This is a genomic window from Pseudomonas sp. p50(2008) (assembly GCF_015351605.1).
In the GTDB taxonomy this organism is placed as follows: domain Bacteria; phylum Pseudomonadota; class Gammaproteobacteria; order Pseudomonadales; family Pseudomonadaceae; genus Aquipseudomonas.
Window position 1 is genome coordinate 652090 of the sequence record NZ_JACMYF010000001.1, and the last position, 13697, is coordinate 665786.

The 13697-nt window shown below is 58.9% G+C and carries 13 protein-coding genes; 5 read left to right on the plus strand and 8 right to left on the minus strand.

Features of this window, described 5'->3' with window-relative positions; translation table 11 throughout:
• Positions 1-4: 4 nt before the first annotated feature.
• The 3 genes from sctW to H7698_RS02925 are packed head-to-tail and all read right to left on the minus strand — an operon-like array spanning position 5 to position 3490.
• Complete coding sequence (sctW, locus tag H7698_RS02915) at positions 5-1120, minus strand: type III secretion system gatekeeper subunit SctW (RefSeq protein ID WP_194690776.1); 1116 nt, start codon at positions 1118-1120, stop codon at positions 5-7.
• Entirely contained in the window at positions 1117-2772 is a 1656-nt protein-coding gene (gene sctC / locus H7698_RS02920) for a type III secretion system outer membrane ring subunit SctC (protein WP_194690520.1), read from the minus strand. Before sctC ends, sctW begins: the two co-directional genes overlap by 4 nt.
• A 4-nt stretch (positions 2773-2776) precedes the next feature.
• The gene (locus tag H7698_RS02925; RefSeq protein WP_194690521.1) at positions 2777-3490 is read right to left on the minus strand and encodes a helix-turn-helix domain-containing protein; all 714 of its coding nucleotides are present in this window, start codon (positions 3488-3490) and stop codon (positions 2777-2779) included.
• A 254-nt stretch (positions 3491-3744) separates the two neighbouring features.
• On the opposite strand from H7698_RS02925, the gene H7698_RS02930 reads away from it, so the two are divergent.
• From H7698_RS02930 to cobA, 5 genes are all read left to right on the plus strand, one after another.
• Positions 3745-4956, plus strand: a complete 1212-nt coding sequence (locus H7698_RS02930; protein WP_194690522.1) for a CmpA/NrtA family ABC transporter substrate-binding protein — start codon at positions 3745-3747, stop codon at positions 4954-4956.
• 15 nt (positions 4957-4971) lie between these two features.
• Positions 4972-5547 (plus strand): ANTAR domain-containing response regulator, encoded by a 576-nt coding sequence (locus tag H7698_RS02935; protein ID WP_162438326.1) that lies wholly within the window; start codon positions 4972-4974, stop codon positions 5545-5547.
• Between the two features lie 331 nt (positions 5548-5878).
• Positions 5879-7090 (plus strand): nitrate/nitrite transporter, encoded by a 1212-nt coding sequence (locus H7698_RS02940; protein ID WP_194690523.1) that lies wholly within the window; start codon positions 5879-5881, stop codon positions 7088-7090.
• Positions 7091-7097: 7 nt separating this feature from the next.
• Complete coding sequence (locus H7698_RS02945; RefSeq protein WP_194690524.1) at positions 7098-8768, plus strand: bifunctional protein-serine/threonine kinase/phosphatase; 1671 nt, start codon at positions 7098-7100, stop codon at positions 8766-8768.
• A gap of 51 nt (positions 8769-8819) precedes the next feature.
• Positions 8820-9590, plus strand: a complete 771-nt coding sequence (gene cobA / locus H7698_RS02950) for a uroporphyrinogen-III C-methyltransferase (protein WP_194690525.1) — start codon at positions 8820-8822, stop codon at positions 9588-9590.
• A gap of 129 nt (positions 9591-9719) precedes the next feature.
• Here cobA and H7698_RS02955 read toward each other — a convergent pair whose 3' ends face one another.
• The 5 genes from H7698_RS02955 to H7698_RS02975 all read right to left on the minus strand — a co-directional run bounded on the left by H7698_RS02955 (position 9720) and on the right by H7698_RS02975 (position 13674).
• Complete coding sequence (locus H7698_RS02955; protein WP_162438322.1) at positions 9720-10754, minus strand: OmpA family protein; 1035 nt, start codon at positions 10752-10754, stop codon at positions 9720-9722.
• A gap of 107 nt (positions 10755-10861) precedes the next feature.
• The gene (gene sigX / locus H7698_RS02960; RefSeq protein WP_028621383.1) at positions 10862-11452 is read right to left on the minus strand and encodes an RNA polymerase sigma factor SigX; all 591 of its coding nucleotides are present in this window, start codon (positions 11450-11452) and stop codon (positions 10862-10864) included.
• Positions 11453-11539: 87 nt separating this feature from the next.
• Positions 11540-12364 (minus strand): mechanosensitive ion channel family protein, encoded by an 825-nt coding sequence (locus H7698_RS02965; protein ID WP_162438321.1) that lies wholly within the window; start codon positions 12362-12364, stop codon positions 11540-11542.
• Positions 12365-12366: 2 nt separating this feature from the next.
• Complete coding sequence (locus H7698_RS02970) at positions 12367-12615, minus strand: CrfX protein (protein ID WP_162438320.1); 249 nt, start codon at positions 12613-12615, stop codon at positions 12367-12369.
• A 63-nt stretch (positions 12616-12678) separates the two neighbouring features.
• Positions 12679-13674, minus strand: a complete 996-nt coding sequence (locus H7698_RS02975) for a zinc transporter ZntB (RefSeq protein ID WP_194690526.1) — start codon at positions 13672-13674, stop codon at positions 12679-12681.
• Between the last annotated feature and the right edge of the window lie 23 nt (positions 13675-13697).

A 13697-nucleotide genomic window follows, 5' to 3' on the forward strand; every position in this document is an offset into this window, starting at 1 on the left:
AGAGTCAGAGTCCTTGAAAACCAGCGGCGAGGCGACGTCGTTCGATGCATTCGTGGGCGAAGGGTATGTCCGCCAATTGACTGAACAACTGCGCCAGACGCTGCGGTGCTTCTTCATCGCAAAACAACTCGAGTGGCAGCTGCAGGCTGAGCCGGCGTATCACTTGCAGCAGCGCCGAGCGCTCACGGTGCTGGCTCAGAACAACGCTTTCGCCCAAAGCACCGAGTAACAGTTGGTCGAGCTCATCGGGATACGTCAGCAGGCCGAGAAGGAACACCAGCCAGTCACGCTCCTCAGCGTTGTGCTGGCAGATCAGCCGGTCACCCAGCACGCTTGTGATAAACCCGGTTTCCGCCGAGCGCAGGCGCTTGAGAGCCGTCAGCCGGGTCAGCAACTCGCCGAATTCCCTGCGCGAGCAACTGGGGTCCTGAGCACTGATGTCGGTCAGCAAGGCTGCCTCGATAAATGCCAGGACGGTCATGCGCCGGGCCTCGCCATACGTCGCGATCCAGTCCTGATAGCAACTGACCGGACCGTCGTCGGATTCCAGAAAATCCCGGTAGGTTTCACGCAGGAACCCCGCCCGCACGGCAATCGCCTTGCCGAACATTCGCGCCTTCAAGGCAGCGTTGATGCCGGCCTTCATGCGCTTTGGCGAGCCCTGTTCGAGCACCGTTTGCAACAGGGTTTCGAGCCGTTGACGCGTGCCCGCGTCGAGTTTTTTACGACGTAGCAGCTCACGCAGCACCAGGGCCAGGTCACTGTCATCAGGGAACAGGCTGCGCGCCATTTGCAGCAACCACGCGACGGGTTTGTCCCCCAGCCGCGCCAGACTGAACAGCTGCCGAGCCTTGCTGACAGTGTCGTCATCCAGCACCCGTTCAAAGCTTTCGGTCATCGACTCGGACTTGAGCTCAAAATGTCGCCGGCCTCGAAATTGCGCCAATGCTGCCGACATTTCATCGCTCATCTGCACAAAGCGCTGGGTAGCAGCGGACGTGCCGGTCTCGTCTGTTTCCACGTCGGCATTGGGTTGCGGCTGAGGGTGTTCAGCGGCTTTTTCGCTGTTCAGTCGGGCTTGCGCGGCCCGTCCGCCGGCTGATCCAATCGGCAACATCAGTTCTGTCCTGCGCGTAAATAGGAACGCCGAAGGCGCTCATGCTGCTCTGGAGTCATCAAGCGTGTGGCTGGGTCGAGGCTGTCCGGTTGCAGTTCGCTGGTGATTTCCTTGGGCTGAATCAGGAACACCCGCACGGTATTCGCCGAGCGGTTCTGGCGGTAACTGAACAGCCTTCCGATCCACGGGATCGAGCCCAATACCGGGATACGTCCGATCTGCTCGCTGTGATCGTCGCGGGTAAACCCGCCAACCAGCAGACTCTTGCCATGAGGGACTCGCGCCACCGTACTGATGCGCGTGCGGCCAACCGTCGGCAAGGCATTCGGGCGCTCGCCATCACCGGCGCTTTCGACTTCGTTGCCGTCTTCGATATTGAGCGACATCTCGATCTCGTCGACCTTGGCGAAACGCGGTAATACGTTGATCAATGTGCCGTAAGTCACGTGCTGCAACTCGACCGTGCGTTCGCCAACCAAGGGCGCATAGAAGGTGCGGTTGTTGTCAAAAATCGCCGGGACGTTTTCCTGGGTGAGGATCACGGGACGCGCAACGACGTTGGCGCGACTGGTACGCTCCAGCGCCATGATCTGCGCGACGAACGACACGCCGTCGAGCGTGGTCGCCGAGCCGGCATTGAGGGACGCGGAAAACTGGCTACCGACTTTCACCGCGCCTTGCCATTCGATGCCCAGCTGATTGAGTTCGTCCTTGTGCAGATCGATGATCCACAGTGACAACTCCACATGCCGCTTCGGCGTGTCCAGCGCAGTCACCAGGTTTTCGATAAAACGCACCTGTTCCGGCAGGCCCTTGACCAGCAGGCTGTTGGTGTCGGGATAGGCCACCACCCGGATATTCCCCGCCGCCATCTCCCGCGCAAGAATGCGCGGTGCTGCAGGGTCATCCGATGAAGACGCAGTGGCGAGGCCTTCCAGGGGAAACGCGGGCATCAGGCCCTGTGACGTCTGCGCAGTGTTTTGCGCCAACTGGGGTTCGACCTCACTCTTCTCGCCCCGCAGCAGTTGCTCAATCACGGTCGCGAGGCCAGGAATCGTGACCTGGTCATCGCGCAATTCGTATTTACGGTCGCCGACAAAGGTGTTTTGCACCTGAATGACGCCGATCTGCTGTTTGCCGAGCAGCAAATCCGAACGCTGGTTATCCATCAGCTGCGCGGCCTGCATCACCAGGTCAACGTAGATGGGAGGCCCGGAAATGTGGAACGTGCGCAGGCCGTCATGACGCATCGGGTAGCGGGCATCGTGCAGCCCGGACTGTTTCAGGAAGCCCTGGAGTCGGTTGACGGTCAGGGTTTGCAAAGACGCCATCGAGCTTTTGACTTCCGAGCCGTCATACACGTAAATCGATTGGCCATCGCTGTACCAGATCAGGCCCATTTGAGCGGCGATTCTTTCGAAGGTCTTCTGCGCCGAGCCCAGTTCGAACTCACCGGAAATCCGCTTCGCGGCGGCGGCCTTGCTCACCACAACCGTTTTACCCAGAGGGCCGGACAACTCTGTAAAGAAGGTCCGAACGCTTTGCTCGCGAGCCACGTAGGCATTGTCCCGAGCTCCCGCATGCATTGGCGCGAGGGTCAGTGCAGCGCTTAATAGCGCCGGTAAAAAAAACACGGGGAAAAAGCGAGAAATCATCGGTTCACTTGCTTGAAAGGTCGGTGATGTCCGCCAGACTGCTGGGTGAGAAACCCACCAGCTCGCGGATTTCCTTGGAGAAATGTGAAGACGAGGCGTAGCCGAATTCCAGTGCCACATCTGTCAGCGAACCGTCTTCAAGACTCATGTTCAATAGCGCCTGAGCCGCTCGCCAGCCGCGTAATGCAGGCTTCGCCGCACTCCCCAGCGCGTGTTGGCACAACCGGCGAAAGTGCGATACCGAGACGCCATAACGCTGCGCCAGTGCAGACAGCTTTTCGCTGTGGGTGCCCTGCTCGACCAGGAATCGAACCAGCCCGTAGCTCTCGTTGTTTCGTAGCTGGCGGGCAAAAGCCTGGTAAGCGGAACTCCCGGCCAGCGCCTGTTCGATGTACCAGCGCTCAAGCGCCTTGTCGCATCGGGCGGTTTCATCGGCCACCGCCAGCACGGCCCAGGGAAACGGGCGCGAGACCTTGGTGATCAGCGTATCTCCCAGGTCGATAAAGACCTGCAGCTTCACCAGGGTGGCCTCTGCCATCGCGCACACCTGTACATCGCCGCCGCTCAGCTCTGCCGCGCCGTCCATCACGATCAATCCCTGCCAACCCGCGGGCAGCGAACAGGACAATGGGCTGTTGTTTGATGTCAGGCGCACAGGTTCATCGGCGACACGCAGGTGCAGCACCCGATCATTGAGGCGAACATCGGGCAATGTCATGGGGCAATCGCACTGGATCTGCACACCGGCCTCCTTTGCAACGCAGCGTTGGAATGGGCGGCAGGATGCGAGACGCAGCGCTTTAAATCCTGATGAAATGCTGATGGACCGCTCGCTGGCATATGCCTTGCACCAACACCTTTATCAGCGCTCATGCCAACGTCGGAATGAGTGGAAGGACAATGGCGTCGTCACTCGGCCTTGCTCGCGCAGGAAGCCTGGACGACGCCATTTTTTTGGAAGGTGCACACTCGATGAATGAACCATCAGCTGGCCCGCTGGCCTGGGTCAACGGTAGCGACGCCCCGGAAAAGACCGACATCAACCTCGGTTTCATGGCGCTGAGCGACTGCGCTTCAGTGGTGGTCGCCGCGACACAGGGCTTCGCCCAGCCGTACGGGCTCACCCTGAACCTCAAGCGCCAGGCGTCCTGGGCCAACCTTCGGGACAAACTGGTCAGTGGTGAACTGGATGCCGCGCACAGCCTGTACGGTTTGATTTATGCGGTTCACCTGGGGATTGGTGGCGTGGCGTCGACCGACATGGCCGTGCTGATGGGCCTGAATCAGAATGGTCAGAGCATCAATCTTTCCCATGGCTTGCAGGCCTTGGGCGTGACCAGTCCTGAAGCACTGGATCGCCACGTGCACCAAAGTCGCCCAAAACTCACGTTTGCCCAGACATTTCCAACCGGCACCCACGCGATGTGGCTGTATTACTGGCTGGCGAGTCAGGGCATTCATCCCTTGCAGGACGTCGACAGTGTGGTGGTGCCGCCACCGCAAATGGTTGCGCATCTGCAAGCGGGACGCATCGACGGATTCTGCGTGGGCGAGCCGTGGTCCGCCAGTGCGGTCAAACAGAACCTGGGGTTCACTCTGGCGACGACCCAGACCATCTGGCCCGATCACCCGGAGAAAGTGCTCGGCTGCACCCGCTCATTCGTTGAGCAATATCCCAATACGGCCCGGGCTTTGGTAAAGGCGATTCTGGCGGCCAGCCGTTTCATTGAGGCCAGCACCGACAACCGCCGCAGTACCGCGCAATTGCTCAGTGCCCCGCAGTATCTGGATGCACCGCTGGACTGCATCGAGCCGCGTTTGCTTGGCGACTATGACGACGGCCTCGGTCATCGCTGGCAAGACCCGCATGCCTTGCGTTTCCATGCCGGGGGTGAGGTGAACCTGCCGTATCTGTCCGATGGCATGTGGTTCATGACCCAGTTCCGTCGCTGGGGCTTGTTGCATGACGATCCGGACTACCTGGCGGTGGCGAGTCAGGTACAGCAATTGGACGTGTATCGCGAGGCAGCCCTTGGTATAGGTGTCGCGGTCGGGGACAACGACATGCGCAGCAGCCAGTTGATCGACGGCAAGCACTGGGACGGCTCTGACCCGGCGGGTTATGCCCGCAGCTTCAAACTGCACGCCATGAGCAATAGCTCGCACCGATTTGCCAGCCGCTGACAGGAGATTGCGAACATGTTGCGTATCCTGCTGATCAACGACACCGCGAAAAAAGTCGGCCGCCTGAAAGCGGCCCTGACTGAAGCCGGGTTCGAGGTGATCGACGAGTCGGGGCTGACCATTGACTTGCCTTCACGCGTCGAAACGGTGCGCCCGGATGTGATTCTGATCGATACCGAGTCACCGAGCCGCGATGTCATGGAGCAAGTGGTGCTGGTGAGTCGTGACCAGCCGCGGCCGATCGTGATGTTTACCGACGAGCACGATCCCGGCGTGATGCGTCAGGCGATCAAGTCCGGCGTGAGCGCCTACATTGTCGAGGGCATTCACGCACAACGCCTGCAACCCATCCTGGACGTGGCCATGGCGCGTTTTGAGAGCGATCAGGCGCTGCGCGCTCAACTGCATGCCCGAGACCAGCAACTGGCCGAGCGCAAGCGTATAGAGCTGGCCAAAGGGTTGTTGATGAAGATGAAGGACTGTAACGAGGAGGACGCCTACACCCTCATGCGCCGCCAGGCCATGAGCCGGCAGCAGAAGCTGATTCAGGTGGCGGAGCAGATTATTGCGATGAGTGAGTTGTTGGGTTGAGGTTTTGTGGTGACTGTGAGGGCCTCATCGCGGGCAAGCCTTGCTCCCACAGGGATTGGTGTGATCACAAAAGGTGTGGGAGCAAAGCTTGCTCGCGATGGAAACCACACGGTCTCAGCTTATTGGCACAAATCTCGCTAAGTAATTCTCACAGGTAACCAACGGCGGTTGCCCCACCTACGACAAAGACGTCGCTCACCCTGTTTGCCCATGGCAAATCCGGTAGCGGCGTTTTTTTGTTTTGGCCCCTTGAAAAAGGGGCCGGTGGTGCGGCCGTTTTGCGGCGTGCCATCTGTTAGCTCATGACTCCTTTTAACAGCTGAGGTGCGCGATGAATTCAAGCTTCTGGAAATCTGGCCATACCCCGACACTGTTCGCGGCCTTCCTCTATTTCGATCTGAGCTTCATGGTCTGGTACTTGCTCGGGCCATTGGCCGTGCAGATCGCCGCAGACCTGCACCTGACCACTCAACAGCGCGGGCTGGTGGTTGCGACACCCATTCTGGCCGGGGCGGTTTTACGCTTTGTGATGGGGCTGCTGGCTGATCGACTGTCACCCAAAATTGCAGGGCTGATCGGTCAGGTGATCGTCATTTGCGCGTTATTCGGCGCCTGGAAACTCGGCATTCACACTTACGAGCAAGCGCTGATCCTGGGCCTGTTTCTCGGCATGGCCGGCGCGTCTTTCGCCGTGGCCCTGCCGCTGGCTTCGCAGTGGTATCCACCACAACATCAAGGCAAGGCCATGGGCATTGCCGGTGCGGGCAACTCCGGCACGGTGCTCGCGGCATTGATCGCTCCGGTGCTGGCAGCGGCGTTTGGCTGGAGCAACGTATTCGGCTTCGCACTGATCCCGCTGATCCTGACGCTCATCGTCTTCGCGTGGCTGGCGAAGAACGCGCCAGAGCGACCGAAAGCCAAGTCGGTGTCGGACTATTTCAAAGCGCTGGGTGACCGGGACAGCTGGTGGTTCATGTTTTTCTACAGCGTGACGTTCGGCGGCTTCATCGGCCTGGCCAGCGCCCTGCCCGGCTACTTCAACGATCAATACGGCCTCAGCCCGGTCACTGCCGGGTACTACACCGCCGCCTGCGTATTCGGCGGCAGTTTGATGCGTCCGTTGGGCGGGGCGCTGGCGGATCGTTTCGGCGGTATTCGCACCCTGCTGGGGATGTACACGGTGGCCGCAATTTGCATTGCAGCAGTGGGTTTCAACTTGCCGAGCTCCTATGCGGCCCTGGCCCTGTTCGTCTGCACCATGCTCGGTTTGGGTGCGGGCAACGGCGCGGTGTTCCAATTGGTGCCACAGCGTTTTCGCCGGGAGATCGGCGTGATGACCGGTTTGATCGGCATGGCCGGCGGCATTGGCGGCTTTGCACTGGCAGCCGGCATGGGCGCGATCAAGCAAAGCACCGGTAGCTATCAGCTGGCGTTGTGGTTGTTCGCCAGCCTGGGCGTGCTCGCCTGGTTTGGTCTGCACGGGGTGAAACGTCGCTGGAGAACGACCTGGGGTTCGGCCGCAGTGACGGCGGCGCGGGTCTGACGTTTTCATGAGCCTGCAATTGAGTTTCGCCGAAGCCAGCGCCATCGGCCCTCGCGAGGAAAATCAGGACGCCGTGCGCCTGGTCACGCCGGACCCGACGCTGGCGGCGAGCAAGGGGTTTCTGTTCGCGATTGCTGACGGGGTCAGCCAGTGCCTCGATGGCGGTCTCGCGGCGCGCTCTACCTTGCAGGCTCTGGCGCTGGATTACTACGCCACCCCCGAAACCTGGGGCGTCGCCGAGTCCCTGGATCGCCTGTTGCAGGCGCAGAACCGGTGGCTACAGGCAAATGGTGGGGGCCAACCGCTTCTGACCACTGTCAGTGCGCTGGTGCTGCGCGGCAGGCGGTTTACCTTGGCGCACGTCGGCGACTGCAGAGTCTATCGCTGGCACGCCGGGCAGCTACAGCGGATCAGTGAAGATCATGTCTGGGATCAACCGGGCATGCAGCACGTGCTCAAGCGCGCCATGGGGCTTGATCAGCACCTGGTTGTTGATTTTCTTGACGGTGAACTGCGCCTTGATGAGTGCTTCGTGTTGCTCAGCGATGGTGTCTGGGCCGTACTCGGTGACACCGTGATCGCTGCGGTTCTGCGTGATCAACCGGATTTGCACAGCGCTGCGCAAACCCTGGTCAACGCTGCGCACCTGGCCGGCAGCCAGGACAATGCCAGCGCCCTGGTGGTGCGGGTCGATGCCCTGGGTGAAACCAGCATTGGCGATGCGTTGATTCATTTGCAGCAATGGCCCCTGCCGCCGGCACTCAAGCCGGGGCAGACGTTTGAAGGCTGGCAAGTCGACGGGGTCATTGGCCAGAGCCAGCAGTCGTTGCTCTATCGGGTACGTGATGGGCAACACCAGCCCTGGCTGCTGAAAACCTTGCCGGGGCGACTGCATGATGATCACCAGGCCGGTCAGGCGTTGCTCTCGGAAGAATGGTTTCTGAAGCGCGTCGCCGGACGGCATTTTCCTGAAGTCCATGGGGTCAGCCAGCGTCAGCATTTGTACTACGTGATGCGTGAATATTCCGGTTCGACCCTGGCAAAACTGCACGCTGACGTCGGCCCCGTTCCGCTCGCTCAATGGCTGGAACTGGCTGAACGGCTGCTGCGAGCGGTCGGCATGCTGCATAGACGGCAAATCCTGCACCGCGACATCAAGCCCGAGAACCTGTTGCTGGGGGACGACGGAGAATTGCGCTTGCTGGATTTCGGCCTCGCCTACTGTTCGGGCTTGTCCGAAGACCTGCCTTCAGCGCTGCCAGGAACGCCAAGCTACATCGCGCCTGAAGCCTTTGGTGGAACACCCCCGACGCCGCAACAGGACCTCTATTCAGTGGGCGTAACGTTGTACTTCCTGCTTACCGGACACTACCCCTACGGTGAAATCGAAGCGTTTCAGCGTCCGCGTTTTGGCGCGCCGGTCAGCGCCAGCCGCTATCGGCCCGATCTGCCCGAGTGGATTGCGCAAAGTCTTGAACGCGCCGTCGCGAAGGCCCCGGAACATCGGTTTGAAACGGCAGAAGAATGGTTGTTGCTGCTGGAACAGGGAGAACGGCACAGCTTGAGCGTGCGGCCCAGGCCGTTGCTGGAGCGCGAGCCGTTGAAGGTCTGGCGCACGTTGGCACTGGTCTCGTTGGCTGTGAATCTGGCGATCTTTTTGTGGACGCTGCATGGCTAACGCCGATGTCTTGTCGCAGCCGATCACTTTCATTTTCTTGAGGATAACCCTATGAACGCAAAAGTCTGGCTGGTGGGTGCGGGCCCGGGCGATCCGGAATTGCTGACGCTCAAGGCCGTAAGGGCATTGAGGGAAGCGGATGTGGTGCTGATCGATGATCTGGTCAATGTCGCTGTGCTGGAGCATTGCGCAGACGCGCGGATCATCCCCGTGGGCAAGCGCGGTGGCTGTCGCTCCACGCCTCAGGCCTTTATTCATCGTTTGATGCTGCGTTATGCGCGCCAAGGCAAATGCGTGGTGCGGCTGAAGGGCGGTGATCCGTGCATTTTTGGTCGAGGGGGCGAGGAAGCCCAGTGGCTACGTGAACGCGGTCTAGAAGTCGAGTTGGTCAATGGCATCACTGCCGGTCTCGCCGGCGCGACGCAATGCGACATTCCGTTGACCCTGCGCGGAGTGGCTCGAGGCGTGACACTGGTGACTGCCCATACCCAGGACGGCAGCCGATTGAACTGGCAGGCACTGGCACAAGGGGGCACAACGCTGGTGATTTACATGGGGGTGGCGAAGCTGAGCGAGATTCGGGAGCAATTGCTCGCGGGGGGAATGGCGGCGGATACGCCGGTGGCGATGATTGAAAATGCGTCACTGCCAGAGCAGCGGGAATGTCGCAGCGATCTGACAGCAATGGAGGGCGACGCCCTGGCGTTCGAGCTCAGGAGCCCGGCTATCCTGGTCATCGGTGCTGTGGCAGGTTGTGACCAGATCAAGAGATCGCAGCCTCGGTACTCACCTCTCCTGCAGGAGGGCTCAACTGCTTTTTAGCAGCTGTCGAAGGTACCCAGCCTGCGTTCTTTTCGCGCCACCCAACCGCCTGATCCCCGCCCGAAAACCCAAATCGCAGACAAAGAAAAGCCCGGCCTAAGCCGGGCTTTTCTCAGAGCTGCGAGCTAATTACTTAGCTTGAGCTTCAACCTGCGCTTCTACGCGACGGTTTACAGCGCGACCAGCTTCAGTTTTGTTGTCAGCAACTGGGCGGGATTCGCCGTAGCCAACAGACTGAACGCGGGACGATTCAACACCGTACTGGTTGGTCAGAACTTGCTTAACGGCGTTTGCACGACGCTCAGACAGCTTCTGGTTGTAAGCGTCAGGACCGACGGAGTCAGTGTGACCTTCAACAGTAGTGGTGGTGGATGGGTACTGCTTCATGAAGTCAGCCAGGTTCTTGATGTCGCCGTAGCTGTTGGTTTTAACAACAGATTTGTCGAAATCGAACTTAACGTCCAGCTCTACACGAACAACTTCAGCAACTGCAGGGCAGCCATCAGCGTCAACAGTTACGTTGGCTGGGGTGTCCGGGCACTTGTCAACGTTGTCGCAAACGCCGTCGTTGTCGCTGTCGGAGCAGACTTCAGCTGGCGCTGGAACTGGAGCAGCAGCAGGCTTGGAGCCGCCACCGAAGTTCACACCGATACCGACGCTAGGAGCCCACTCGGTGTCGCCCTGGTCGATGTTGTATTGAGCTTCAACGCCAGCACGGGCGTAGAAGTTCTCGGTGAAGTACAGCTTGGCACCGCCGCCAACGTTGGCGAAGGTGGAACGGTTACGACCGTTCGAGCCGTTCTGATCGATGCTCTGATCGGAGAAACCAGCCGAGACGTATGGACGGACCATGTCGCCTGGGTTGTTGAAGTGGTACAGAGCGTCCAGAGCGGTGTTGGCGCCCTTGATGTTCTGGCCGCTATCGGAACGAACGTTGTGCACTTCGTCGTAGCCCAGACGCAGTTCAACGTCGTCGGTCAGGAAGTAACCTACGGAACCGCCGAAGAGGTTGCCGTTGTTCTTGAAGTTACGAGCGCTGTCGAATTGTTCTTTCTTAGCGAAGCCTTCGATTTCAACTGCGCCTTGGCCTTGTGCCAGAGCGCCGAACGAAGTGGCAGCAATAAGAGAACCAATGGCCAAGCCCAAGGTGTTTTTCAGTTTCATCCGTTAAATCCCCATCTGGTGATTGTGAAGCAGTCCCGCAAACCGGGGGACAACTCGGCGGCAAGTCTATCAGAACTTGCCTACACGTAAGAGATATTTGCGCTGAACTAAGTTTCAGCAACGCCTGCAAATTTCTCACGCAATTTGTCTAGAGCACGTTTGTAACGCATTTTTGTCGCACTCAAACCCATGTGCATGATGTCTGCGATCTCCTGAAATTCCAGCTCTGCGACAAATCGTAGCACCAGAATTTCGCGGTCGATCGGGTTCACATACACCAGCCAGCGATCAAGTCCGCCCTTTTCCTCCGGGTTCGGCGCCTTTTCTTCAGACGCCTCCTCGAGGGGGTCAAGACTCAAAGCATCCATCAAGCGACGCTTTCGCCGTTCCTTCCGATACTGTGTGATGCATTCGTTGTACGTGATGCTATATAGCCATGTCTTGAACTTCGATTTCCCCTCGAAGTTCTTCAGTCCATACAACACCTTCAACATCACTTCCTGACAGACATCGTCTGCGTCGCGATCGTTCCCAAGATATCGTGCACAGACGTTAAATAATGTTCGTTGGTAACGCCGCATCAATTCTTCATAGGCGCGCGTTACGTGAAACAGCTCGGTATGCGAGCGCGCGACCAACTCCTCATCAGAGAGCTCGCGGGGGTCGTAGCGCGTGGAGAGCGATTGAGCTTTATTCAAAACAAGTCGGGCCGACAGTCAGGTCAATGTCCGCCGCAGCCTTTTCAGGACATTTCGCGGCGGCATACATTAGCAGGGTTTGCCGGATTAGCGGCTACTCACATGCTGCTCCAGGAGAATCCGATTGGAGAGAGAGACTAGCTCACCCTCGTCGGTCAGCAATGTGGTTTTAACCGTGCCGATCTCTTCGATCTGACCTTCGACCTCGCCAACACGCACTTCTTGCCCAACCTGATACAACTCACGCACATAGATTCCCGCAAGAATCTGACCGGCAATTTCCCGGCTTCCCAATCCCATGGCCAGCGCTACAGCCAGACCAACGGTAATCAATACAATCACAATCACATGGTTGAGCAGGTCAGTCTTGACCTCCAACTGGCTGATCGCGACCGAAATACTGATGATGATGACCAGGCCCTGAGCGATTCGCCCCAGGCCCGACGCATAATCCAGCCCTACACCTTCAGCCGCGCCACGCACCAGGCCATTGGCCAGTTGCGCCAGCAAAACCCCTACCAGCAACACCAGCGCGGCGCCGAATACTTTCGGCAAATACAGCGCAAGCATATCTAGCGTAGCTGAGACTCGCTCAAGTCCAAGAGATTCCGCAGCAGAAACAAGAAAAATCAGCAGAACGAACCAATAGACGATCTTGCCGATCAGTGTCGAGATCGGAACCTGCAGGCCGGCGCGGGAGAGCAGCTTGGTCAGCCCGGTGCCTCCCATCAGGCGATCAAGGCCCAGTTTGGCCAACAATTTGGAGAGCAAAGTGTCCAGCAACTTGGCCACCACGAAGCCCAACAGCAGCACAACCAGTGCGCCGAACAGGTTCGGGATGAAGTTCGCAATCTTGGTCCACAACGCAGTCATTGCAGTGACGAGGCTCTGAGTCCAGAGATCAAGTTCCATATTCAATCAGCCTTATCAGCAGTGCGAACAGTAGGTTTGCGGTGACGGGAAACCGGCGAAATGTGGGCCGATCCGTTATTCAGGGCGATCATCAGCGCGGGCAACCAGCGGCCCAGCAGGCTGAACAGATCACCGGCACCGACCTGGCGGTTGGCGGTTTTCAGTACACGGCCAAGGCAAGCATCGTCGTCCCGGGTGGACGGTGATGCCTTGAGCATGTCGCGCAAAGACTGTTCAAACGGATCGTGCATACGCACCTCTCGTGATGTCTGTGAAAGACGCGATCAAATTTGGCCGGGTCACATGGCGCATAGTCAGACCCAACGCAAACGTCGGAATAACCACCATTGCCCGAGCGCCACCGAGACCATCATCAGGCACGCAATCAGGAAGCCATAAGGGCTCGCGGAGAATGGAATTCCGCCAACGTTGATGCCCAACAGACCGGCCAGAAAACTCATCGGCAAAAAGATCCCGGTAATGATCCCGAAGCGATACATCGTGCGGTTCATGCGCACGCTCAAACGCCGGTCTTCAGCCTCCAGGACCAGCCCCACCCGCTCCCGCGTCAATTCCAGCTCTTCCAGATAACGGGTCAGGCTGTTGTTCAGCTCGTTCCAGTAATCACCGTCGTCGTCGACAAACCAGGGCAGTTTCATACGCGTCAACTGACCGAAAATATCGCGCTGCGGAGCAAGGAATCGCTTCAACGCTGCTGCCCTGCGACGGATCTGCAAAATGGCGCCGTGTTCGGGAGTGTACCGTTCGTCGGCATCCAGTTTTTCTTCTTCCTCATCGACCACTTCCGAGAGGCAACTGACCAGATCCTGCACCTTGTTGGTGAGGTACTGCGCCATATAAAGGATGAGTTCGGAGGCGGTTTTCGGGCCTTTGCCTTCAGTAAGCTGTACCAGCAACTCGTCAGTGGCTCGCAAAGGACGCAGACGCAGGGAAATGACCCGTTGCGCCGATCCGAAAATCCGTACCGAGACCATGTCTTCCGGCTCGGCACCCGGGTTGAGGTTGACCCCGCGCAAAAACAGCAGCAACTCGAAATCCGGCAACGGCAACAGCCGCGGCCGGGTGTTTTCTTCAAGCAGCAGGTCACAGCTGAATTCACTCAGACCACTGTCTTTACGCAGCCAGGTCTGGGTTTGCGGGTGACTGCGATCCCAGTGCAACCACAGGCTTTCATGGGCCTGCAGCTGCAACTCGTCGAGTTCAGTCCGGGCTATCGAACGCGCACCGCCTTTTCCATCCAGCACCAGAGCATGCACCAGCCCCCATTGCGCGTTTTCTTCCTCGAACATCCTCACCCCATTCTCGAAACCAG